At 39.6% G+C, this 25,311-nt stretch carries 20 protein-coding genes; 7 read left to right on the top strand and 13 right to left on the bottom strand.

All coding sequences use genetic code 11. The features are described 5' to 3' along the window. Positions 1-10 precede the first annotated feature (10 nt). Both NYE63_RS24675 and NYE63_RS24680 read right to left on the bottom strand, forming a co-directional pair. Positions 11-2,821, bottom strand: coding sequence for a 5'-nucleotidase C-terminal domain-containing protein (locus NYE63_RS24675; RefSeq protein WP_342603148.1), 2,811 nt, complete (start codon positions 2,819-2,821; stop codon positions 11-13). Positions 2,822-3,308: 487 nt separating this feature from the next. Further along, positions 3,309-3,863, bottom strand: a complete 555-nt coding sequence (locus tag NYE63_RS24680; RefSeq protein WP_342603149.1) for an XRE family transcriptional regulator — start codon at positions 3,861-3,863, stop codon at positions 3,309-3,311. 103 nt (positions 3,864-3,966) lie between these two features. On the opposite strand from NYE63_RS24680, the gene NYE63_RS24685 reads away from it, so the two are divergent. Then, positions 3,967-4,551 carry a LysE family transporter gene (locus NYE63_RS24685; RefSeq protein WP_342605864.1) on the top strand — a complete coding sequence of 195 codons (585 nt, stop codon included), beginning with the start codon at positions 3,967-3,969 and terminating at the stop codon, positions 4,549-4,551. Positions 4,552-5,263: 712 nt separating this feature from the next. Here NYE63_RS24685 and NYE63_RS24690 read toward each other — a convergent pair. From NYE63_RS24690 to NYE63_RS24715, 6 genes are all read right to left on the bottom strand, one after another. Continuing rightward, positions 5,264-6,619 carry a TrkH family potassium uptake protein gene (locus tag NYE63_RS24690; protein ID WP_342603150.1) on the bottom strand — a complete coding sequence of 452 codons (1,356 nt, stop codon included), beginning with the start codon at positions 6,617-6,619 and terminating at the stop codon, positions 5,264-5,266. A 351-nt stretch (positions 6,620-6,970) separates the two neighbouring features. Beyond that, entirely contained in the window at positions 6,971-7,075 is a 105-nt protein-coding gene (locus NYE63_RS24695) for a PhzF family phenazine biosynthesis protein (protein ID WP_342603151.1), read from the bottom strand. Positions 7,076-7,298: 223 nt separating this feature from the next. After that, a complete protein-coding gene (locus tag NYE63_RS24700) occupies positions 7,299-8,348 on the bottom strand; it encodes an LLM class flavin-dependent oxidoreductase (protein ID WP_342603152.1) in 1,050 nt (349 codons plus the stop codon). A 34-nt stretch (positions 8,349-8,382) separates the two neighbouring features. Further along, entirely contained in the window at positions 8,383-9,438 is a 1,056-nt protein-coding gene (locus NYE63_RS24705) for an LLM class flavin-dependent oxidoreductase (RefSeq protein WP_342603153.1), read from the bottom strand. A 12-nt stretch (positions 9,439-9,450) separates the two neighbouring features. Next, positions 9,451-10,887 carry a 4-hydroxyphenylacetate 3-hydroxylase N-terminal domain-containing protein gene (locus NYE63_RS24710; protein ID WP_342603154.1) on the bottom strand — a complete coding sequence of 479 codons (1,437 nt, stop codon included), beginning with the start codon at positions 10,885-10,887 and terminating at the stop codon, positions 9,451-9,453. Next, complete coding sequence (locus NYE63_RS24715) at positions 10,835-12,313, bottom strand: 4-hydroxyphenylacetate 3-hydroxylase N-terminal domain-containing protein (RefSeq protein ID WP_342603155.1); 1,479 nt, start codon at positions 12,311-12,313, stop codon at positions 10,835-10,837. The genes NYE63_RS24710 and NYE63_RS24715 overlap by 53 nt, the downstream gene beginning before the upstream one ends. 348 nt (positions 12,314-12,661) lie before the next feature. Here NYE63_RS24715 and NYE63_RS24720 point away from each other — a divergent pair, with 348 nt between their 5' ends. The 4 genes from NYE63_RS24720 (at position 12,662) to NYE63_RS24735 (ending at position 16,109) form a co-directional block, all read left to right on the top strand. Next, positions 12,662-13,495, top strand: a complete 834-nt coding sequence (locus tag NYE63_RS24720) for a MetQ/NlpA family ABC transporter substrate-binding protein (protein ID WP_342603156.1) — start codon at positions 12,662-12,664, stop codon at positions 13,493-13,495. Between the two features lie 35 nt (positions 13,496-13,530). Further along, positions 13,531-14,286, top strand: a complete 756-nt coding sequence (locus tag NYE63_RS24725; protein WP_342603157.1) for a methionine ABC transporter ATP-binding protein — start codon at positions 13,531-13,533, stop codon at positions 14,284-14,286. Continuing rightward, entirely contained in the window at positions 14,279-14,941 is a 663-nt protein-coding gene (locus NYE63_RS24730; protein WP_342603158.1) for a methionine ABC transporter permease, read from the top strand. Before NYE63_RS24725 ends, NYE63_RS24730 begins: the two co-directional genes overlap by 8 nt. 418 nt (positions 14,942-15,359) lie before the next feature. After that, a complete protein-coding gene (locus tag NYE63_RS24735; protein WP_342603159.1) occupies positions 15,360-16,109 on the top strand; it encodes a sulfite exporter TauE/SafE family protein in 750 nt (249 codons plus the stop codon). Positions 16,110-16,203: 94 nt separating this feature from the next. On the opposite strand, the gene NYE63_RS24740 is transcribed toward NYE63_RS24735, so the two are convergent. Then, positions 16,204-17,808 carry an ABC transporter permease gene (locus tag NYE63_RS24740; protein ID WP_342603160.1) on the bottom strand — a complete coding sequence of 535 codons (1,605 nt, stop codon included), beginning with the start codon at positions 17,806-17,808 and terminating at the stop codon, positions 16,204-16,206. Then, complete coding sequence (locus NYE63_RS24745; RefSeq protein ID WP_342603161.1) at positions 17,808-18,725, bottom strand: ABC transporter ATP-binding protein; 918 nt, start codon at positions 18,723-18,725, stop codon at positions 17,808-17,810. Before NYE63_RS24745 ends, NYE63_RS24740 begins: the two co-directional genes overlap by 1 nt. A gap of 154 nt (positions 18,726-18,879) precedes the next feature. On the opposite strand from NYE63_RS24745, the gene NYE63_RS24750 reads away from it, so the two are divergent. Next, on the top strand, positions 18,880-19,467 hold the full coding sequence (locus NYE63_RS24750; RefSeq protein ID WP_342603162.1) for a TetR/AcrR family transcriptional regulator: 588 nt from the start codon (positions 18,880-18,882) through the stop codon (positions 19,465-19,467). A 144-nt stretch (positions 19,468-19,611) separates the two neighbouring features. On the opposite strand, the gene NYE63_RS24755 is transcribed toward NYE63_RS24750, so the two are convergent. From NYE63_RS24755 to NYE63_RS24765, 3 genes are all read right to left on the bottom strand, one after another. Then, the gene (locus NYE63_RS24755; RefSeq protein ID WP_342603163.1) at positions 19,612-20,397 is read right to left on the bottom strand and encodes a PhzF family phenazine biosynthesis protein; all 786 of its coding nucleotides are present in this window, start codon (positions 20,395-20,397) and stop codon (positions 19,612-19,614) included. A 359-nt stretch (positions 20,398-20,756) separates the two neighbouring features. Next, the gene (locus NYE63_RS24760; protein ID WP_342603164.1) at positions 20,757-22,169 is read right to left on the bottom strand and encodes a LysM peptidoglycan-binding domain-containing protein; all 1,413 of its coding nucleotides are present in this window, start codon (positions 22,167-22,169) and stop codon (positions 20,757-20,759) included. A gap of 590 nt (positions 22,170-22,759) precedes the next feature. Next, positions 22,760-23,458 carry a GntR family transcriptional regulator gene (locus NYE63_RS24765; RefSeq protein WP_342603165.1) on the bottom strand — a complete coding sequence of 233 codons (699 nt, stop codon included), beginning with the start codon at positions 23,456-23,458 and terminating at the stop codon, positions 22,760-22,762. 509 nt (positions 23,459-23,967) lie between these two features. Here NYE63_RS24765 and NYE63_RS24770 point away from each other — a divergent pair. Beyond that, a complete protein-coding gene (locus tag NYE63_RS24770) occupies positions 23,968-24,576 on the top strand; it encodes a hypothetical protein (RefSeq protein WP_342603166.1) in 609 nt (202 codons plus the stop codon). The last annotated feature ends 735 nt before the right edge of the window (positions 24,577-25,311 follow it).

Here is a 25,311-nt window from a genome sequence, read left to right on the forward strand (position 1 = left end):
TGAATACCGTTTAAAGAATGGTTTCTCCATTCACCGTAACACCGCTCATGCTCACGGTCTTCCCGTTAAGTCCCGATAAATCCAAATTACCCTCGACTGTAACCTGTGAAAAAGTAAAGTTATCCGGAGGAGTTCCTGTTAATGTAAGATTCCCTTTAACCACTGCATATTCCAATGAAGCAATATCCGTGATGTCCACAACTACATTACCTTCATGTGTTTTTGGGGCATCAGCCGTTCCGCCAAAGTCCTTAGCCAATACCACAGTCGGATCTGTATTGCTTCCGGCAACATCCTTGATGCGTCCTTCGATGCTTGGATCGACAGTTTTCAGCCCGCTTACATAATCCCGTAAATTCTCCCAATCCGCGAGTCCGATATCAGTCACTCTTCCTTCTTCATAAGCCTTCTTGAAAACGGTGAATCCATCTCCGCCCTTGGCTGTAAAAGCATTGGTCGCTACTACATATTCCTTCGTTGCATCCAATTCGGAATATGTTCCATCTTGTCCCAGGACTTCAACCTTCGTCACACGATTGCCTGCTTCTTTCGAACTGTCGTAGCTGAATTTCATTCCGGAAACATGCAGGAAGCCGCCATTTTCCTTAGGAGCGAGGCTTACACTATGCTCTAATGCTTCATTGATTTCTGCACCCGAAAGCTTCATAGTCGCTAACGTATTCCCAAACGGTAAAACGGTTAGGATTTCCCCTAAAGTGATTTCACCTTGATCGATGCCAGCGCGGATGCCCCCGCCATTTTGGAAAGCTATGACTGCATCCTTATTGAATTCTTTCGCTTTGCTAAGCATTCCATCCGTAATTAAATTACCCAGTTCCGTTTCATTTTTACGAACACTCGGCTTCGTTGCATCTCCTGCATCACGCGGTGTTTCCAAGGCTTTCACAGCAGATGCACCAGTCTTCGTTTCCTTCAGCTCCTTAATCTTAGAGGAGTATGTTTCGAGCACTTTTGCCGCTTCAGCATCATCCTGTTTTTCAGAAAGCTTAATCAGCTGACCGGCTTGTCCGACAATCTTACCTTCCTTATCGAAATTCACGTCGACCGTTCCTAAATAGTCGCTATATTGATAGCCTTGAACGATGACAGTCGGCTCTTTCGTTTTCCCTTTATCATCTTTGTCAACAACAATCGGGGCGTCTAACTGCGTATGGCTATGTCCGCCCACAATCACGTCGATGCCCTTGACCTTGGCAGCTAATGTTAAATCATTGTCATAAGCCGCATTGTCATCATAACCAATATGGGATACGGCAACTATCTTATTGACACCCATGCCTTTGAACGCCTTGACCGCTTTTTCGGCTTCTTCAAGATAGTTTTCAAATTCTATACTTCCAGGACTTGAAATGTCTTTCGTCTCTTCAGTTGTAAGCCCGAAGAACCCTACCTTTTGGCCATCCACTTGTTTTACGATTCCATTGTATATCTTCCCTTGCTCTGGCTTACTTGAAATCATGTCCGAGAAAAGTCCCTTGAACTTATCATCTTTGGAGAAGTCCACATTCGAACTGACAAATGGGAACTGTGCCCCTTTAATGAAGTCAGCCAAAGCTTGGTGCCCTTCGGCGCTTGATCCCAAATCAAACTCATGATTCCCGAATGTCATAACGTCATATTTCATTAAATTCATGAAGCGAAGATCCGCTTGCCCTTTGAATTCATTAAAATAGAGAGTTCCCGAGAATACGTCACCAGCATCAACCAAAAGAGCTTGCGGCTTACTCTTACGCACTTCCTTAACAGCCGTCACCCTTTTGGCAACGTTATCCAAGTGGGCATGCGTGTCATTCGTATGCATCAAGGAAAGCGTGATCGCCTTCGCTGGATTTTTCAAAGCTTCTTCAGCAGCAGCGACTTTCTTATCCGCCAATGCTATTTTCGCTAGGAATTCCTTTCGGTCCGACTCCTTGATTCCATTTAAATTAATGGCTGCTTTCGCCTTTTTAGCCGCGTTTATCTGTTCTTTCGTTTTAAGTTCCCCATTAGCAAGAGCTACATAGGCATTGACACCTTTTGCCACTTCTTTTTTCTTCTCTGCATATACCGCATCATCATACTTACCTTTCACATCTTTAACATAGGCGTGTATGGCTTTACCGAGCTTGGATGTTTTGCTGACCTTTTTCAACTGTGAAGAAACGGTTTGCATCCGCTTGTCCGCGGTCTTTAAATCACCCTTCTTCACCCAGTAAGCAGCTTTTTCATAGTAGTACGGAACTTTCATGTCACCGCTCAAAGCTGTTTTGGTCGATTTAGTGAATTTATCGTATAGGAGCTTTTCGATTTTCGCACCGTAAACCGTATCTTTAATATCTTTATCTGTCTTTTTCACAGCCTTATCCAGTGCCTCGTATTGATTCCTGATATCAATTGATTCCTTGGCAAGTATTGAATTCGTAAGGGCGTTAATTGATTTGCCATGTGCAGCTTTTGCTTTCTCAGCCGCTTTATACCCTTTTATATAACCTTCTGAACGAGTGATGTATTTATCATAAGCTTCGATTTCTTTGTATTTGGCATCTTTTTCTTTTTTGCTTAACATTGATTTTTTAATGGTAGAGTTGATGTCTTCTTTTGCTTGTTTGGCAGACTTGATTTGTTTTTCAACAGTGGACACTGAAGCGAGTTTAGAAGTGTAGAAATAGGTGTCGAATGGTTTTTTGATGGCGGCCTTGGCCGTTTTGATTTTACTATTCAGGCTAGTGGCAGCATCCGAAGGTGCCGGTGCTACTGCTACGACCGTTGTCGCAGCCATTATGGTAGCTGATGCAATTTTTACGATTTTCTTTTTCCCCATTTTAGTAATCCCCCCATAAGTTCTATACTGGCATAACATTCTGCTAACTTACTCATAGAATTGACACGCTTTTCAAAAAATTAAATTCCGACAAATTTACTTACCCATACACAAATCCATCCTACTTTTTTCCTCTAAAGATCCGTGTATCTCCTATATTACAACAAAATAATCCAATTTTAAAATAAATTTACAATACAACATGGAATATTAACAGAATATTATCATTATAATCACCCCAAAATACCTAGTAACAGAATGATAATATATCAATAAAATGATCTAATGGTAATATAGCATCAGTTTATCCTGAAATCACCTTTGGTCTTTATACCTAATTTACCAAAAACAAAAAAAGAGAGAGATTTAAATCTCTCCCACTCTTTATTGATTCAACATGAGGTTCTAATATATTTACTTTTAATACTTCCGCCACCAATATTTTGGCAAAGATATATAATAAGCAGAAACAGCATTACTCACTTATTTAAGCTGGATAATACAGGATCATACTTAATCGAGTTAATGTGTCCCCTGAATTATGGTAGGCATGCGGCCTGTCAGCCTTGAATCTGATAGAATCACCACTCCTTACTGTATATTCTTCGTTATTTACACGTACAGTCACTTCCCCTTCAAAAACAGTAATGTACTCTTCAGTTCCATCTCTATGCGAATCGGAACTTAGGAATCCACCTTTTTCTATCTCGACTGAATATACTTCAAACCGCTTCTCATCTTCAAAGGGAAAGTGGGGATAAACTCGATATTTGCCGTTATCTTCAGATAATGATTGAATTTCACTTTTTAAAACAATTTTTGTATCTGGCTGCGGACTATTTATCAGTGAAGAAAATGAAATCTTTAATCCATTGGCTATTTTCCAAATGGTTGTAATCGTAGGGCTTGATCCTCCCCTTTCGATTTGTCCGATCATCGTTTTGCTTACTCCAGTTAATTCAGCAACCTTTTCAAGACTTAATTTCTTACTTTCCCTGATAGCTTTTAAATTGTTAGCAATAATAAAATTTATTTCTTCCATAAAAATGCTCCTTATTTACAATATAACGTCGGCATTGTACAATAAAAAGGAAGTCGTTATAATGTCACTTTTGATCATTATAGCATACAAAGGGGAGTCAACCATGCCTTTACTATCTTTTTTGCTATTTGTTTTTGTTACAAGTTTCACTCCAGGACCAAATAACATCATGGCCATGTTATTTGCGAACAAGTACGGGTTAAAAAAGACGATTAAATTTTGTTTCGGAGTAGGTGCCGGTTTTTTTGTAATAATGTTATTGTGTAGTTATTTTAATGTTTTGCTTGAAAATTTCATACCAAAGATTGAATTTATCATGACTATCCTAGGTGCAATTTATATGCTGTATCTGGCCATAAAAATCATTTCCAGTTCAAATAAAGATAAGGACGATAATGATGACAGGAACAACAGCTTTATAGCAGGCATGCTTTTACAATTCATTAATCCAAAAGGCATCTTATATGGCATCACGGCAATATCGACCTTCATACTACCTTATCACTCTACAAATTTCAGCTTACTATTCTTTTCATTATTTCTGGCTTTTGTTGGTTTTATGAGTACGTTCTGTTGGAGTATGTTCGGTTCGGTTTTTCAAACGTTTTTATCAAAGTATCGAAGTCAGTTTAATGTAATCATGGCTTTGTTATTAGTGTATAGTGCCATTTCGATTCTTGTTCACTAAAAAGGGTAACGGGTGCGAGACTCCTGCGGGGAAACGCGTCCAAGGTTTCCCCCCCCTCAAAAAAACGTTTCAGCTGATTTCAGTAATCCTCTCCCTTTCCCCCGACTGTCTGCCAAGCCGCATCAAAGCAGTCGCCTGCGGTGTCTCAGCTAGTCAGTTACTCGGCAGAAGTATCGCAAATTTCTTCAATCCAATAAGGATTATAATAAAAAAACATGAAGGATATTCTAGTCTTGTTTTAAAATCATGGTTTCGGGATGAGACTATTCCGAATACCCTTTTGTCAAAAGGAGAGTTTCTATCTAAATTTTAAGTAATAAAGTGTTCGTTTTAAAAGAAGTGCATTTATACCGTTCGGGACGTTCGAGAAAGTCTACTTTTACGAACGGTAGCAACAATGCTATACCTCCCATTTCGGAATTTTTATACGAACAAGGGGAAAAGACGAAAATATAAAATACTAGCCTTAAAGGCTAAAAGGTTGCCATCAATGCAACTAAAACCTTATTTGTAAGAGGATGGTTAACATAATCAGATGTTATCGGTATTAAAAAAGGATCTTCAAAACTGAAAGATCCTTTTTGCTGCTTATTCAATATAAGTGGAGGATAGTTGAAGAAGAAAAGGATTTTCAATACAATTATTGCACTTTTGTATGTTGATTACCGTTTTTATCCTTTATTATTGGATTACCTTTGCAGTAGTACATTTTTTATCCTATAATGATGCGCTCTTTAGGATAGTGATACGCATGTTTAACTGATTTGCCTCCCATACTGAATAAGAAGGTAAACATCCCGATTTTCCCTATAAACATTAAAATCATGATTACGACCTTCCCAGCAGTACTCAATTCCGGTGTAATGCCAAGCGAAAGGCCTACAGTGCCAAAAGCAGAGGAAACTTCGAATAAAATTTCCATTAGGGAAAAGGCAGATTCAATGCATGCAAGAATGACAACTGCCACACTGCACAGTATCATACCTGTTGTGAAAACGATGAATGACTTGATGATATCTTCCTCATCGATCTCCCTTTTGAATACTTTTATTGTTCTGTTCCCATTCGCATAGTTGTAAATGGTAAGCAGCATCACAGCAAACGTGGTGGTTCTTATCCCACCCCCAGCACTGCTGGGGGATGCCCCTATGAACATAAAAATACTCAGTAACAAAATGGTAGGTACTGAAAATTGGTTGATGTCGCTGATCGCCATTCCGCCAGTCCTTGAAGATATCGAATAAAACAAAGAATGGACAAAGGATTGATGCCAAGTCTTTTCTGAATAGAAATGACTGTACTCAAACAGATAGATGAAAATGACTCCAATTACGATCAGTATGAAAAAAGTTACGGTTGTAATTTTTGTGAACAAAGTGAACCGGAATGGCATCTTTCCCTTATGCCTGAGCCACTGACTTACCTCCATTAAAACAGGAAACCCAAGGGATCCGATAATAAAGAGTACTATATTAAGGGTCAGGACAAAATAATCGTCTGCGAACGGAATCAGTGATTTTCCTGTGATATCAAAACCAGCATTTGTCGTAGCAGACACAGAGGCGAAGAAACCCTGTAAATAAGCCTCTTGCCATGTTGGGAAATACTTCAAAAAATATGTACCGAATACAACAGCCCCTAATAGCTCAATCATGACAAAGAAAAAGAAGATCATTCGTATGAACCGAACAATCCCGGAAAAAGTGGGGCTGTTTTGTTCTGTCGTCATGAGTATTCTTGCCCTGAGTCCTATTTTCTTTCCTGATACAAGCCATAGTATTGTTCCGAAAGCCACGATCCCAATTCCACCAAACTGGAGGATGATTGCAAAAATAAACGTACCGGGAACACTAAGCAGCTGGCTTACATCTACCGGAGATAATCCTGTTACAGTTACCGCACTAATAGAAATGAATACTCCATCAATAAATCCGAGCTCTGCATTCTGTTTTTGAGTAATAGGTAGCAGCAATAAAATGGTTGAAACCACTACAGCTACTAGGTAATAAAAAACAATTATTTTAGCAGCAGATAGTCGTTTTGTTAAGTTCTCTATTTTAATATTCATTTCTCTCCAACTTCTATATTTTTTGACAAACTTGTACCTAATTTTGTATTAACGTACCATTGCATAATTTCACCTTATAATAATTTGTCCATTAAATTAAGAAAATAAACTAAACTCCCCCGTTGAAGAAGACCTCAAAGGATCGAATGAATACTTTATACAAATCTAGTTTACATAAAGTGAATTTTTAGGAAGTAGCTAAAAAAGCCAAACCCATGTGTATCAGGGGTTTGGTTCTTAGTCGTTTTCGTTTATTCAGGATTTTTTTACAACCTTGATGTAGCAAGGGTTTGCTAGACGAAAGCTGTAGGTTCGTAAAAGTATACTTTTATGAACGGTTATGCTGCCCCGTTAGAGCATCCACTCGCTGTCACTTTCCCAGGTAAGAAGGCAGACAGCAGCAGGGTTTCCTTTAAAAGGTTGAACTGTAAACGTATTAATGATGGTTAATTCCATAAAAAGTGCCTACTTAAATGGGATCGTCCGTAATATATTTCCACAATGAAGAACACATTTCCTTTATGGTAATTACCCTTACCTGTTTTTAAAGAGTTCTCTTTATTTCATAAAATGAAAAAGACCACCATATAGCGGTCTTTTTGATTTCTATATTTACCCATATATTATCCTGGTTTCAATATGGCATCCTCGATTAAACTTCTGAATTCCTTGTCCATATTTATTTCTTTATGAACTCTGATTGTAAGCGATTGTTAACGTTGTTATAAAAATCCGGTAATTCCTCAAGTGCATTTCGAAAAGTTAATAGGATCTTATCAATTCCAATTGCTTGAAGTTCCTGAATTTTATTTACAACTGATTCGTAACTACCGATCAACCCTGTCCTGAATCCTTCATTATTAGCAACAAAATCACTAATAGAGGATGCATTTTTCCACATTCCTTTCGTATCTTTACGGTTTTTGAACTGTGCTATTGCCGTATCATCTGCCTGTTCGATAATATACCGATATTCGCTTCTTGCCTCCTCTTCCGTTTTTCTGGCAATGACAAAAGCATTAACGGCAAATTTCACTTCACGACCATGATTTTGTGCTACAGCGTTTACATAATTCATTTGTTCTTTCAACTCTTCTATGGAAGCTCCATTCATAAAGTAATAATCGGATAATTCCCCGGCCATCTCTTGGGAATCTTGGGAATTACCGCCTTGATAGATTGCCGGATAAGGTTTTTGAATGGGTTTCGGTGCCAATATGGCATTCTTTATTTGATAATAATCCCCTTGAAAAGAAAAATTATCGGTCGTCCACAATCCTTTTAATACTTCTAGGTATTCCCTTGAGCGTTTATATCGCTCTTCGTGCTTAATCCATTCTATCCCAAACATTTCTTGCTCTTCTTTAAACCAACCGCTGACCAAATTTATGTGGAATCTCCCATTTGAGATAATGTCGATGCTTGAACTTACTTTTGCGAGGGTTGCAGGGTGAATGAATCCCGGTAAAACTGCAGCAATAAAATGAACGTTTTCCGTATCCCCTGCCAAAGCGGTAATTACTGATAAGGGATCAAGTTGACCTCTATCCGTCGAGCTACCTCCAATACTGCCAACATAGCGAATGGCATAAAGGATGGAGTCGACTTGTAGCTGGTCTGCCATTTTTGCGAGCTTCCGATTATATTCCATACTTCCATCCGTATTTTGTTCTACGTTTGCCCGCAAGAAACCACCTGATAAATTAGCTCCCCAGATTGAAAATTTCATATCCTTCCCTCCTTAGTTTTCAGGAACTTCCTGCTCATAAAACCTTTTCCGCAAATAATGGGCGTACTGCTTGCCCAAATCTTTCTGCCTCCTCTAAATGAGGAAAACCGGATAGGATAAAATGCTTGACGCCAATATCGATATATTCCTGCAGTCCTTCCCTTACTTGTTCAGGAGTGCCTACAATGGCTGTACCCGCTCCTTTTCTGATTTTCCCGATTCCCGACCAACCATATCTTCCAAAACGCTCATTATTCCTCGTTAATTCATTCATCCGTTTTTGGGCCACTGAATCCGTCGTTTCATAGTAATGATTCATATTATTCAGAGTTTCCCTGTCAGCCTTACTTATTATTTTTGCGGCTGCCTCCCATGCCTCACTCTCCTCATCCCGAACGACCACATGAATCCTGACACCATATTCCAATTGCCTTCCATACTTCTTCGCTCTTTGTTTAACATCATTGATTTGTTGTTCAATTTGCTCAGCTGGTTCTCCCCATTGCAAATAAACATCGGCGGATTTCGCTGCAATTTCCTTTGCTGCATCAGATGAACCTCCAAAATAAATCTGAACATTCTGACTTTGGTGAATGCTTGGATTCAATACTCCATCACTGATCGTAAAATATTCTCCTATATGATTCACTTTCTCTTCCGTCCATGATTTTTGTACGACTTCAAGGAATTCTCCTGTTCTGGCATATCGCTCATTATGCTCAACGAAGTCACCATCCTGACCCAATTCTTTTGCCGAACCTCCAGTCACTACATTGACAAGCAATCTCCCTTCTGAGAATTGATCAAGGGTCGCGGCCATTTTCGCCGCAATCGTCGGAGCAATGAATCCTGGGCGAAAAGCGATTAATGGCTTGATTGTTCTCGTATGATGAATGATGGCCGAACCCACTACCCAAGAGTCTAGGTAAGGTATACCCGTAGGAATTAATATCCCTTCAAAACCGGCCTTTTCAGCTGCTTTCGCAACACTTATTATATAATCCAAAGTAGGCTTCCTCTGCGGCTCGTTTAGGCCTAAGTATTCACCATCACCATTTGTAGGTACATACCAGTAAAAATGTACAGACATTATAGGACCCCCTTATTTTAAAACCTCATAAACATAATCAACGAGTTTTTGCTTATTTTTATAATTATTGTACTGGGCTGCATACGTTCTGACGGGATCGCCGGAATAAAATCTCTCATATAATTCATGTCTTGATGCAAGCGGACTCCCCAATAGATCCCACGTTAATTTAATTAATCGTGTCCTATCTTCTGCAGATGTCTCTGTCCCCTGGTAATATTCTTTTAACAAAGGACCTATGGGACCTTCCAATTCTTTTATGCTGGATGGGACCTGTAATAGCCCCCCTGCACCAATCTGCTGGAGAATTTCCAATGCCCTTGGGTAGAATCTAGTTCCCAGATTCCTTGCTGTCGCTAAGAAATCTTGATTAGGAAGCAGTATGCCGTTATACATTTTTGCTTTATATTCTGAAGCGAGCAGCAATGCCTTTATGGTTTCTAGCTGTATGATCAATTCTGCAAGCTTCTCTTTCACATGTAGAAATTGTGTTGCCCCGGCCGTTTCCGCTAATTCGTTCCCGATTGCTACGACACTTTCCAGTTTGCTGACAAGTCTCACTACTGTTTGATGCTGGCTAAGCAGTGATGAAGGGGCATCACAACGAAGCTTCCATGCAAATTCCGGATCCTCATGAACCAGCACTCGCTCCCAAGGGATGAATACATCATCAAAAATCAGGACTGCATCCATTTCATCAAAGCGTGCACTTAGCGGGTGATCCTCCTCCCGTTCATCAGCAAATGACTCCCTGCAAACGATATGCAATCCTTTGGCATTGACAGGTACAAAGAAAACATTGGCGAATGCACGTTCATTTTCTCCTCTCTTGTGATAGGAAAAGATTAAAATTTCATCAACATATGGAGCTGCTGTCGCAATCATTTTCGCACCGCGAACATAGATCCCTTCGCTATCTTTACGGCTGATATGTAAAATCCCCGGTTTCTTCTCCTCTGCTGTTTTTGAACGATCCTTTTGTGGATCATGCCCTGCAACTGTTGACAATAAATCAAGATTACGGGATTGATAGTAATAGCTTTCTATTTTTTCAGAAAAACCTGGATGTGCATCTTCATACTCTGAACGGTTTGCAAACCAACCAGTAAATATGGAACGGGAATATTCAGATAGACGGCTCATGACTCCAAAAGTCTGATCGGCCCAATGCTGGTACGCCAAACGTTTTTTTTCCAGATCCTCATGTGTCCTTGGAACGAGAAAGGACAGGTTCGCATCAAGCCCTTCCTCCGTTTGGTATGTCAGCAAGGATTTACTGTCTGGTTTTGTTTGTAAATCCAGCAATGACTGTATCGTATGGACCGTTCCCTTAAATGCAGGGTGTTCGTCTAAGTTTTTGACGATATCGCCATCTAACCAGATATTTCTGCCATCATTAAGTCGTTGAAGATACCGATTGTTTTCGATCATCACGATTCCCCTTTCCATTTACCCCCTCCAAAAAACGGTGGAGTTTTCGTTTTAATGGCTCTTTATCATAGGTTTCATACTGCAAAGCGAAGGTTCGAATGGGATCCCCGGTATACAGCCTTTCATACAGATCATGCCTCGATCCCAGTGTACTTCCGATCAGTTCCCATCCTATTTGAAATAAAGAAGTTTTAGTGACGGCATCAACATTCGCTCCTCTAAAATACTTTTCCAATAGTGGAATGAGGTCGTTGCTGTCCTCTATCGTTGTAGAAGGGAGCTGGATAAAACCGCCCGCCCCGATTTGTTTTAAAATCTCGATCGCTCTTGGATAATGGCGGGTTCCAAGATTTCGTGCCGTTTGCAAAGGTACGAGAGCAGGCAGATAAACGCCATTTTCGTTAAGTGAACCTTGAACCTCTGAAGCAATAAGCAACGCTTCTATACTATCGATTTGGGTATATAGTTCACCAAGCTTTTCCTTCACTTGTAAGAATTGATCAACACCGATCGATTGTGCGATGGCCGTAGCCACACCTGTAACGAATTGAAGTTTCGTCAGCAAGCGGACGACCGTCTGATGATGGGCGAGACAGTTTAATTGCTGGTGCCGCTGAGCTTCAAACACTCCTTCTACGGATCCCCTAATCAATACGCGTTCCCATGGAATCAACACATCATCAAATATTAAAACAGCGTCCATTTCATCAAATTGTGCACTTAATGGATGTTTCTTTTGGTCTTTTGAAGCGAATGATTCACGACAGACAATTTGCAGGCCAGGAAGATTCAAAGGGATAATGCACATATTGGCATGCTCCGTTTTATCAGGAGTAAGCTTCTGATGCGGCATGATGATGACATCATGTGCATACGGGGAAGCGGTAGCAATCATTTTCGCACCCCTAACAACAATTCCTTCTTCCGTTTCCCTTATGACTTTCAATAAAGCATCTTCCTGCTCATCACTCGGCTTTGACCGATTTATCTGAGGATCAAGAATCGCCTGGATCACAATACGCCGTTCATCCCTAGCCTGTTCATAGTATGCAGTGATTTTTTTGGAAAATCCTGAATCATACTGGTTAAAGAAATCCCTATCAATGAAATATCCTGTGACCATCGAATTCGCATAGTCAGATAATCGGCTCATTACTCCGTAAGTTTTCCGCGACCATAATTCAAAAGCCTTTCTTCTTGAAATCAGTTCTTCCAAATCTTTAGGAATGAGAAAAGATTTATGAACATATTCCTTTGTTTTTGGACTTTCATACCCGACAATCTTTTGTTCTTCAGGTGAATCCAGCATACCCAACAAATTTGTTAAAGTCTTTAAAGTGCCTGTGAAAGCCTGATGGGCATATAGATCGTCTATTTTCTTTCCATCAAGCCAAACATTTCTTCCATCTTTCAAACTTTCGGCAAGCCGGCTTCTCTTATTCATTAAGTTCCCAACTCCTCCTTGGATAACACAAAAGCCCTTGAAGGAGTATAAAACTGACTCCTAACAAGGGCTCTCGGTTGTCCGATAAGCTATTTTTTTATGTTCACTATCATAATCCGATAAAATCAATTGGTCAAGTGCGTTTTTGTTTTTCACCCATAAATATCCATAAAAATTAATACTTGATAAATTATCCATGCTCTTGTTATAGTTTAATTATTCCAATTGGAAAACTATACTATGCAAGCCTACCGGATAACCGGCGGCATGAACAAACCTTGTTCATGCTTTTTTTTATTCCTAAAAAAAGAATGAACCCTATACAAAAAAAGAAAAGAGGAATTACACATGAGAAATTCATTTCTGTTCATCATCATGTCCCTATTATTCGTCATGTTGCTTTCAGCTTGCAACAGCAACGGCAGTGAAAAAGCAGCGAGTGAAGCTAAGAAAGAAATTATTTTCGGCTTCACTCCAGGTCCTTATAGTGACCAAGTGAAAAAAGGCATAGAACCTTATTTGAAAAATAAAGGATACGCCGTTAAATACGTGGAAATCAGTGACCCAAACCAACCAAACTTTGCCTTGGCTGAAGGCTCGATCGATGTAAATGTATTTCAGCATACTGCTTTTTTCAAGAATTTCATTAATGAAAACAAACTGGAGCTTACCGAAACCATAAAAGTTCCCACAGCTCCTATGGGCTTATATTCTGATAAGCACGGCAGCAAGGATGAATTGAAGGATGGGCAAAAGGTGGCAATCCCGAATGATCCCGCTAACGTGGCAAGAGCATTAAGAATGCTTGAACAAATAGGGTGGCTTCAATTAAAAAAAGGATACGACCCCTTGACTGTTTCCAAAAAAGATATCGTTGATCAAAAAGTGGATTTTTCATTTGTTGAGGTGGAACAGGCTCAAGTTCCCCGAATCTTGCCTGATGTAGATTATGCGGTAGCCAATGGGTATACCATCTTGGTATCCGACCGGAAATTATCTTCTGCCATCTATTTAGAGGATCCCCCATTTGAATATCAAAATTTTGTGGCTGTAAGAACCGAAGATAAAGACAAACAATTCGTGAAGGAAATCATTGACGCCTACCAATCCCCTGAATTTCAAAAAGCGATTGAAAGCAATAAAGAGTTTGAAGGATTTCACCGACCTGATTATTTTAAATGAATGGATATAACGCTTTAAGATTGGGAGGTTCCAGAATGATAACATTTAAAAATGTAGGTAAGACATTTACTGTAAAAAACGAATTATTCACTGCCGTTTCCAATGTAAACCTGGATATTAAGGAGAATGAAATATATGGGATCATCGGTTTTAGCGGTGCAGGTAAATCGACTTTACTGCGCATGGGTAACCTATTAGAAAAGCCTACGGAAGGTACGATAGCAATAAATGATTCTATCCTTAGTGATTTATCTGGCAAACAGCTTCGAGAAGCACGCAACAAAATCGGGATGGTTTTTCAGCATTTCAACCTCTTGGCAAATCGAACGGTACAAGGAAATGTTAGCCTGGCATTGGAACTTGCCAATGTACCAAAACATGAGCGAGCCAAAATTATAACTGATTCCCTGCAAATCGTTGATTTAGCTGATAAAGCCAATCATTATCCGGCGCAGCTCTCTGGCGGACAAAAGCAAAGAGTCGCGATTGCCCGTGCCATAAGCACAAGACCAAATGTATTGCTTTGTGATGAGCCAACCTCTTCACTTGATCCACAAACCACTCAATCCATCCTGGCCTATCTAAAAAAAATAAACGAAACCTATGGTGTGACCATCCTGATCGTGACTCATGAAATGGATGTAATTCGAAGGTTAGCAAATAGGGTGGCGGTCATGGAAAATGGGAGAATCATGGAGGAATTGAACTTAGATAATAGAACCATACCCACAACGAAAATCGGTAAAATTCTATTAAAACATGAATCTGAAGAGGTGAAGGTAAGTGTTTGATAATATCATTTCCTTACTTCCTGAAATTTACTTAGGTGTAGGACAAACATTTTTAATGGTGGGAATAGCGATATTGGCGGCCATCTTATTGGGCCTCCCACTTGGTTTCATTACATTTTTAACTTCAAAGGAGCAATTACTCGAACAGACAATCTTAAATAACGTTTTAAACGCAATGATCAACACGGTCCGTTCCTTCCCATTCATCATTTTACTCATTGCTCTTATTCCATTTACAAGAACAATATTGGGTACATCTGTTGGTCCGCTGGCCGCCTCCATCCCACTATCGATAGCTGCCATTCCGTTTTTAGCTCGGCTTGTTGAACAATCTTTACGTGAGGTGCCAAAGGGAACAATTGAAGCTGCTGTGGCGATGGGGGGGTCTCCTGTCCAGATCATTATCAAAGTTTTATTATTAGAAGCGCGTTCCGGTCTCCTGTTAGGCCTTACTGTCACTGCCGTTTCTTTCATTTCTTACTCAGCTATTGCCGGGGTCGTGGGCGGCGGGGGAATTGGCGACTTGGCCATTCGTTATGGATACTACCGTTTTCAGACTGACATCATGATAACAACCGTATTCCTTCTTATCATCATTGTTCAATCCGTCCAATTCGCCGGAAATTATCTTTCTGCTAAGCTTGATAAAAGGTGAACGCATTCATAGCCTTTCCTGGTTCTAAATCCAATGAAAGGCTATGACTTTTTCTTTAAATCTTTTTGCATGAAAAAAATGCCTCCGTATTGCCCGTATCATATTTCCACACCCCCCTTCGTTATCTCTATTAATCTGTAAGACAACCCTCACATCAAATTCAATTAAAGAGAATCATATTCCATCTTTATCACCACACAACACCACAAGATGCGGACCCATTTCACGCCCTCATTCCAGCTCACTGCACAACGAATACATAATCGTGTACCTCTCTATTAAACAACAAAACAAACGCGTTACATAGGGTAAAAAAGACCTTAAATAACCCATTATAAATCAAGTTTCCGCCAAACAAAAAGCGGTTTGGTGTGGTATAATTATAGTAAGGTAAATTTTTGCTTCAGGGGGTGAAATAATGACGATCAGCAGCATCATATTGGTGGTGGCGGCAGTCTTTATCGGTGCCTTGATGCGGACAATGTTCGGGTTCGGTGAAGCGATTGTCAGCATGCCTCTGCTTGCCTTACTTCACATTCCGCTTAATACTTCAGTTTCCTTGATTGGATTGGCAGGTCTTACCGTTGCTTCATTAACCGTCGTTAGTGGATGGCGGCATATTGAACGCTCGGTATTAATCAGGCTGGCGCTTGCAACGGTCGTCGGCATACCAGCCGGCCTCGCTTTGCTACATTACGCACCTTCTATCATCATTACTTCTGCACTCGGTGTTTTTTTGATTGCATATGGGGGATATTCTCTTCTTAAGCAAAAACTTTTTCACGCTGTGGATAAACCGATACTTAACTCGAAGGGCTGGGTATGGCCGTTCGGTTTTGCCTCGGGAACCCTTGGCAGCGCCTATAACTTTAATGGAGTGCCGGTCGTCGTCTATGGAACTTTACGAAGATGGAATCCAGATCGATTCCGCGGAACATTGCAAGCCCATTTTCTTATATCCGGAATCCTGGTCGTGACGGGTCATGCGCTAGGCGGACTATGGACTGCCGATTCACTTATTCTTTTCGCTTATTCCATTCCAGCTATATTACTTGCGACAGGTCTCGGAATCTTCATGAATAAGCGAATTCCTGCGAAGAAGTTCGAAAGCTATTTATTCTTTATCATCATTGCGCTAGGTGTACTATTATTATTTCCCCATGACTGATAACCAATAAAAAGCCTGATTTCTCATTGAAACAAAGAAATCAGGCTTTAGTCTGAAGACAATTTGCAGGAATAATAGAATCATAGTTGATTCGTCAACCTCGAATATCCCGTTTGTTATATCCGATAAAGCCAACAGCCAATAAAACTATAGCTATGATTGTAAGTATGGATACTTTCATGAAGTCCATATCTTCAACAGGAAGTTTCGGAATATGGCCAAATGGTGTGAGTTTTCCCATCCATTCCGGAAATTGAAGCATTCCCCCTAAATAAACGACTAAGATTGAGTATGTCAGGTAAAGCCAAGTCAAGCCAGAGAATTTTGGTGCAAAGCCAATGAACAGCACTGCGATACCAATCATGATCCACATCGCAGGCAGGTAGACCATTGCTGCACTATATAAAGTGCCGAAAGCAATCCCTTCATCCATTACTGAATTCCCGACTGCCCAAAGACCCACTGCAGCAAGCGTAATCATGAGAAAACCGCCAATCACGGAGATGATAAAGTAGCTGCCCATAAGCCTTGTACGGGATACAGCACGACTCAGTAAATGTTCAGTATGGTTCTTTTTCTCTTCCCCTTTAAGCTTTAACATCGCCATTAAAGGCGGAATGGTGCATATCATGGAGATGACTGACATCAACATTGTCAAGAATTGTTCTGTCAGCGAATAGCCTTCAACTGGCGTCAATAGTTCAGCCATCATTTCATTTTTTGCAAAAAAGGATTCTAAATCACCTAAAACGGAACCGTAAGATGCTCCTAAAATGAACATCCCGGCTGCCCACGCAATTAATCCTGTCCGCTGAAGCCTTAGCGCGAGACCAAGCGGACTTTTCAAAAACGATGAAGCATATTTTCTGCCAGGCTTAGCCGGTATGAATCCAGCTTCCAAATCACGGATGGCATTCAAATATAGAGATAGTACGACCAAAATGATTGCCGCACCGATCGTAAGGATGATTGGCCACCAATAATTATTCACATATACTTCTGAACCTAAAACCCAACCCAATGGTGAAAACCAGGAAAGTGTTTCATTGCTTACATCCCCAATCGCCCGAATAAGATAGGAGAGAAGCAAAACAGTGATGGAGTAACCAATGGTACCTCGCGCACTCTCCGTAAGCTGGGCAAATAATGCCGTTATCGCCGAGAAGAAAATACCGGTTGCCCCTAAAGCAGCTCCATACATAAGGGAACCTTCCAAATCCATGCTTTCAATTCCCAGAGCATACAATCCGAAACCCGTTAGTATCGCGATCAATGCATTCGTTCCAAACGATACGGAAATGGTTGCATATAAATTAGCCAACCGGCCAGCCGGCAAAGAACGGATCATTTCGATACGGCCGTCCTCTTCATCTGCGCGTGTATGGCGCGTAACAAGTAAAATACTCATTATCCCCACTGCCATAGCGGTCAAAAGTAACATTTGATGCGCCATCATCGCTCCGTTTGTATAGTCATCCAGGCCGTAACCTTTCCCCACCATCACTGTCATTGCAGGGTTCCTCATCGTTTCAGCAATAGTTTGCCTTTCTAGCCCCGTCGGGTACAGATCGGTGAATGCCATCGCAACCATAAATGAAAGGACGGATAGGGAAATTATCCAAACAGGGATCCGAATCCGATCTTGCCGTACGATGAATCGGGAGAGTCTTCCTGTATTATGATAGGACCGGTTTGGCATTATAACGCACCTCCCGCCCCAAAATCAGAAGTCTTCCTTTCGCCTTCATAATGGCTCATGAATAAATCTTCCAATGTGGGTGGCGCGCTTTCCAATTTCACAATACCAAATTGACTTATATACTTCATAACATTATCCAATTCATTTGTATCCACTTGGAATGAAAGTGCTTGGTCTTTCTTCACGATATCCCGAACCCCGTTTACATTCCCCAAAGCAGGAATAGGTTGCTTCGTTTCGACAAGCAAGCTTGTTCTCGTTAAATGACGTAACTCATCCAATGTTCCCGTTTCAATTATTTGCCCTTGCCGAATGATGCCCACTTTATCGCATAACCTTTCCACTTCAGAAAGAATGTGACTGGAAAGTAATATGCTTTTCCCTTCATTTTTCGCATCCAGCACACATTCCTGGAAAACTCTTTCCATCAATGGATCTAGACCTGATGTTGGTTCATCCAATATATAAAGGTCGGCATCAGATGAGAAAGCAGCAATCAAAGCAACCTTTTGCCGGTTCCCCTTTGAATATGTTCCACATTTCTTGGAAGGATCCAAATCGAATTTTTTTATAAGTTCTTCGCGCCTGCTTTTATTGTTCGCCCCTCGTAATTCAACAAACAGGTCAATAACTTCCCCGCCTGTTAAGTTGGGCCATAGGTTCACATCTCCTGGAACATACGCGATTCGCTTGTGAATTTCAACCGCATCTTTCCATGCATCCTTGCCGAAAATCTTCGCTTCCCCATCCGTCGCTTTTAAAATCCCGAGCAGCACACGGATCGTTGTTGATTTTCCAGCACCATTAGGACCGATGAATCCAAACACCTCACCTTTATTCACTTCAATGTTCACACCATTTAAAGCAGTAAACTTTCCAAACTTTTTCGTTAAATCCGTTGTTTTCAATACTGACATTCCTCATCCACCTCTTCCTCTGAAAAGAAATTATGAAATATTTTAATCGATTTAGTTCATAATATATAAAATAACAATTCCTGACAATAGTTTATGAACTTATTTAATTGTTCTATTACATATTTTTAATTAAACTAAGGTTGAGGTGAAATAAATGGACGGATTTCAACGCCGCAGGGAACAAAAAAAATTGAATATACTAGAGGCTGCCTTAGGTTTATTCATGGAGTATGGTGTACAAAAGATATCTATAGGAGAAATAGCCAAAAAAGCGAATGTATCTCAAGTAACGATATATAATTACTTCGAAAGTAAACATAATTTAATTCATGAGGTGTTTATTTATTATACAGATAAGGCATTGGATGAATTTGAACAAATACTTGCCAGCAACATTGCTTTCCCTGAAAAAATAAAGCAAATTATGTTCACAAAGAATGAAACAGCGAAACAAATTCACGAAGATTTTTATCAATATTTAATGAGGGAATATACTTCCGGAATCAATTATATGGAAAAAATATATACAGAAAAGGCACTGCCACGCTTTATTGATCTGTTTAACCAGGGGAAGGAACAAGGATATGTTGATCCAAACTTATCTAATGAAGCGATTTTATTTTTTATAAAAGCGTTGAATGAATACATCCAGCGGGAAGAGGTTTATCAACAAATCCTGCCTTTGACTGAAGATATTATGAAGATCTTGTTTTATGGGATCGTTGGAAAAGAAGAAAAATGAATTAAAATACGGTGTGAATCGATATCTCCAATTCACACCGTGAAAATTTCATTTAAGAAGTTCTGCCCTCTTTAAGTCAATGTTAATAATTTCGCTAAAGTGTAATTATATTTCTCGATGGATAAATCAAAAACGGCTCCCGCATTAAATGGTTAAGTTCCCTTCGAATATTGTCACGGCATGGCCAGAAAGTTTAACTGTGTCTTCCGTTACTTCAACCTTCAATAGTCCTCCTCTTTCCGATGCCTGATAGGCTATGGTGATACTTTTGTCCAGCTTGCTTTTCCAATAGGGTCCGAGACAACAATGGGCCGAGCCCGTTACATAATCTTCGTCAAGGCCTTGGGCAGGGGAAAAGAAACGGGAAACGAAATCATATTCACCGCTATCCGATAGACTAGTTACAATGACGCCCCGAATCGGCATTTGGGCAATGGAATTGAAATCCGGCTTTAAATTCCTTACGATTTCTTCTGATGGAACTTCGACTAGATAATCCCATTTGTTTTGTCCAACATACACAGGCACAACACCTAAAGCTTTTATCAGTAATTCAGGGGCAGCGGTCTCCTGTTCGATTAATGACGGAAATTCCAACTGAACCATTCCATCAACGAATTTTGCAGTGAGAAGCCCGCTTTTCGTCTGATAGGCAATTGGTTTATCCCTTGGCACGTATCCTTTACCCCACAAAAAGAAAGAGCTTGCCAGCGTCCCATGTCCACAAATCGGGATTTCAACGGAAGGTGTGAACCAACGCAGCTGCCATTCGCCTTTATGAAGGTGAATAAACGCAGTAACAGGCATATTAATCTCTTTAGCTATTCGTTGCATCCACTCGCTATCACTTTCCCCGGTAAGAAGGCAGACAGCCGCAGGATTTCCTTTAAAAGGTTGATCTGTAAACGTATTAATGATGGTTAATTCCAAAAAAATGCCTCCTTAAATGGGATTGTCCGTAATACATTTCCACAATGAAGAACACATTTCCTTTATGGTAATTACCCATACCTGTTTTTAAGGAGTTCTCTTTATCTCATAAAATGAAAAAGACCACCATATAGCGGTCTTTTCGAATTCTATATTTTTCAGTTTCAATATGGCGTCCTCGATTAAGCCCCTTTATGGACTCGGATTCCAAACGATTGTTAACGTTGTTATAAAAATCCGGTAATTCTTGTAGTGCATTTCGAAACCTAATGGGTTTTCACTAAAATAGACAGCTTTATAAAAAAGCTGCCCATCACTATATTAATTATGTGTAATCCACCTTGCTGTAAAAAAACACTCTACAGTTTCCGTACAATAAATGTATCCCCAAGCAGTTCCCAATTCTGGGGAAAAGGATAACCAAGTACCCAATAACTGAGACCCCTTGACCTGTAAATCTTCACCAGGTCGAATTTAGCTTTAGCACTGCGTGCATCCTCAAACCAAACTTCATGCGTGCGTCCCTGATTATCTTTGTACCTATAATAAGGTGATTGGGCTGTCTCGTCATATTTTATTTCTGCATTATATTGGACGGCGCGTCTGATGGCTTCCTGCATGTCGAAAGTCTCTGCTTCCTGCCCCTCTTCATGAGGAACAAGCCAGTCCCGTGCATAAATTTGAAATCCTATGAAGATTTTATTTGTTGGTATAGCCGTTACGGCATAGTCAAGGACACGCTTTATTTCATTAATGGGAGAGATTGCCTGCGGCGGCCCCTTTCGGTAACCCCATTCATATGTCATCAGCACTACGAAGTCGAGCAGCCGTCCATGAACTGGATAATCATGTGCCTCAACTAATGCTCCCTTTTGATTAGCGCTAGTTTTTGGGGCAAGGGAGGATGACACAAAGTAGCCCTCAGGATGCAATCGATCCACCGCTCTTTGGAGAAAGCGATTATAGAAATCACGGTCCTCTGGTGCTACACTTTCAAAATCGATATTCAATCCACGGTACCCTTTATTTTTCATCGTATTTATGACGTTGGTTAATAATTTTTCCACTAAACTTAAATCGGAAAGGATCGTATGTGCAAGCTGAGTTCCCGCTTCCGTGGCGGAAAAATTCGTTATGCACATCATGGGTATGACGCCAGTTGACTGTGCCGCCCGTATCGTCGGGGTGTCATCTATGACTTCTAAGCTGCCATCTTTCCTCATTCTATAACCAAATGGACTTACGTAGGTCAAATCGTAGGCTACTTCACGTACCTGCTCCGCACCTACTTGCCCGTAAACATTTGTAAAACCATTTACATCAATGATGGGTTTTGGTTTCTGGGGAATCCTTATTATCCGTCCGATATAAATATTGGACGGATCTGTAATCCGATTCAGCTGCATAATGGCTTGAACAGTCGTTCCATAACGTCTTGCTATATCATAAAGGGTATCTCGTTCCCTTACGGTATGATAAATAACCGGAATGGTTAGCCTCTGCCCTGGATAGATAGTAGAAGGATTTGTGATGCGATTCGATTGCATGATTTCCTGTACTGTAGTTCCAAACTGATTTGCGATTTTATCTAGAGTATCCCCTTGCTGAACCCTGTACTGAAGATAAGGTTCAGGAATCAAAAGTGCTAGGCCAATCACTAGCTTATCTGGATTTTCAAGGCCATTGATCCGAACAATTCGGTTGGTGCTGACACCATATTGCTGGGAAATTCCCCACAAAGAATCCCCCCTATTCACCACATGGATTTTCACATGCACTGCCCCACTTTCCTTCAAAATATTCCATTCATTTTATTCCCTAGATAGCCCTAATATGTTTTTTTGAGTTCAACATTCCAGAATCCTTAGTTTTTTCGCCCTTATTGTTTATAATTTTTGTTCCCCATTGTGAGCCCGGATTCTTTATCTAAGAAAAACAAGGAAGTGATTTCAGTAGAGGATAAGAGTTAAACAAATCCCCCAAAGACAGGGACATTGCCAAAACCGTACCTATAACGGTGACCGTGTAGAAGCTGGATCCATAAGAGATGTTACATGCGAAGCTCGTGGTCATTGCTGGGGAAATTGCAGAGGTAGGCGCAGCAAACTATGTGAAATACCAGGGAGCAACCTCAAACTTTTATCTTCCTGACTTTCATGCTTAATTTATTTTGGAATCTTCTTAGACCTATTGCAAAAACGTGAAGCATTTTGAGCTCCCCTATTTCCACAGCTGAAAATTATTATAGAACGAGAAATTAAAAAAAGAGCGATTGCTAACTAAATGCAGCCGCTCTTTGTATATTATTTATACTTGTTTCAGTTATCTTAAAATCCGTCATCTAAAGAATTCCCTGCCCTTTTTAAGTCAATGTTAACAGTTTGGCAGAAGTGTAATTATACTTCTCAATTGAAAAATCAAAAACGGCTCCCGCTTTTAAAAAGACTGTACTTTCAACGATTAAAGTCGGATCACCTGGCTGCAAGTCCAAAAGCTTGGCATCATTGTCATTTAGTTTTTCACACGAAATGATTTTATCTGCAAAACCAATATTCAACTTCAAATCCTCGACTAAATATTCATAGATGGAACCATTTGCGATTTCTTTATTTATGATGGGGATAATGTCTTTATTGAAAAAGGACTCTTCTATTACAATGGGTTCACCATTTAAGTATCTAACCCGTTTCAGGTTATAGATTTTGGTTTTTACATTGCATTTCATTTGTTTGGCCAACTCTTCATCAGCCTCTATTAATTCTAACTTCAACACTTTACTTTTCATTTCATCATTTGGAAACACTTTGGTTAAGCCATTCATATCCCTCATCGAAATGCAGCCCGGTCTGGAAAATTCCCTAAGGAATATGCCACTTCCCTGAACTTGATAGATATAACCCTGTTCAACCAATATGTTGATAGCTTTTCTAATCGTATTCCTGCTGACATCGAACTTCTTCATCAACTCTTCTTCAGTAGGTAACTTAGTATTTAATGTATATTTTCCTTCTAATATTTCTTTCTCCATTTGTTCTACGACCATTCTATATTTTACACCCATATTTCCCTATACCTTCCTCTATACATAATGATTTCGAACAATAATTTAGACTAATGATAGGTTTTCTTTACAATAGTTTATTTTATAACGATTGTAAAGAAACCTCAGTTTCTTTCAGACTGTAGTCAAATTCGAAGAAAAGCCAGTTTGCCTGCAGTTTTTTTATTTTGGCTTTGTTTTTCTTGATGAACTAACCTGGCCAGGTTTGTTTTTAAAGTGTAGCTATTCAAACTATGGTCATTGACTATTTTTACAAAAAAATCTAATATTTGGTTATCAATATTGATTGGGCGGTGAGAATTTGTTAACTAATATAGGTATTCCAGGATTAATTCTATCTTTCCTTTTCGTAATATTATCTTTGTTTTTACTGAGAAAACTAATGCAACGGAAGAAAGAACTGCAACAAAAAATAGATAAACTAGAAGATGAGGTTCGAATATTAAAAAATCACAAATAGTAAACTACGCATTAAGGTATTAACGGGTGCGTTAGCTGGGGGAAATCTTTTGAAAAAAAACTATTTCATTTTTAGCTTAATATTAATTTTATCCTTGATAATAATTTCTGGTTGCACTAATTCTAAAGACAGCATAGCTACTATTTCAGTTAATTCCGAATCTGAACATACGAATACTTTTAAAAAATTACATTTAGGGGAACTGTATGATTTTGATTTCAAATTAAATAATGCAGATAAAACTTGGGTAAATGTTTGGATAGAAAGTTACAAAGATGGAAAACAAGAACCTCAACCGTTAGCTGAACTATCTTATGGGAAAAGCCCTAACAAAGTGAAGGAAGGAAACTTAGGATTTGGGATAATAAATACTAATGATACTCGTTTAGGTTTTCTTTATGCACCCGATGTAACTGCAACCCCACAAAAAATAGACAAAATTCATTCTGTGGGTGTGTTTAGTGGATGGGATTATGCCATAGGGGAAGATAAAGTAGAATTAAAATTAGGAGAAACGTATTTATTAGGTGCATACAGAGAATCCAAAGGAAACTCTATAAGGACATATAATTTACAAGACGAAAATGAAGTGAAGAAAATGATAAAGGATGATAGTATTGTATTTTTACTTAAAATTAAAATAGAAGAATATAAATGAATAATTTTTGATTATATAACAGATCAAAGCTGTCTTTAAGGCAGCATCTTCTTTATACACCCATAAGGTCAGGATTGTTTAGAAATAAATGATATAATTTATTGATTTAATAGAAAGGACGTTGTTTCATATGCCAATCTGTCAGCACTGTGGCTATAAATGGGGTTGGATAGAGGCTTTTTTAAATGTTTACCTTTTAAAAAAAGTTAAGATGTCTATCCTGTAATTCATCCCAATACGTTTCCAAGAAATCAAGAAAGCAATTAAGCCTTTTTATATTTATATCTTTATTGATTGTGCCATTAGTATCATTTGTTGTACCTAAAGGTTATGTCTTATCTTTTGAAATAGTTGCTTATGCTTTGGTTATTATGTTGATGCCATTTTTATATAAGTTAAGTATCAAGGATGAACTGATGTGGTAGACGTTTTGGTAACGGGTGCGTTTGTTCCATAGAATACACATAAAAATCCACTTTAATGTTTAACAATGCCTTTCTATTAAAAAACGTTCCAGTTGATTTTCAGAATCCCGCTCCCTTTCCGCCGACTGTCTGCCAAGCCTCATCCAAGCAAGCGTGTCCAAGGGAGGCCCCATAGGCACAAAGAGCGCCGATGGCGGACCGCCCGCGGAAAGCGAGTGCCTGGAGTGGAAATCAACGATCAGATTTACTAACCCTCAAAAAAAGAGACATCCTATCAATTAACGATAGGATGTCTCCAAATCTTTGAATT

The sequence above is a fragment of the Peribacillus sp. FSL E2-0159 genome, from assembly GCF_038643155.1.
Lineage (GTDB): Bacteria > Bacillota > Bacilli > Bacillales > DSM-1321 > Peribacillus > Peribacillus simplex.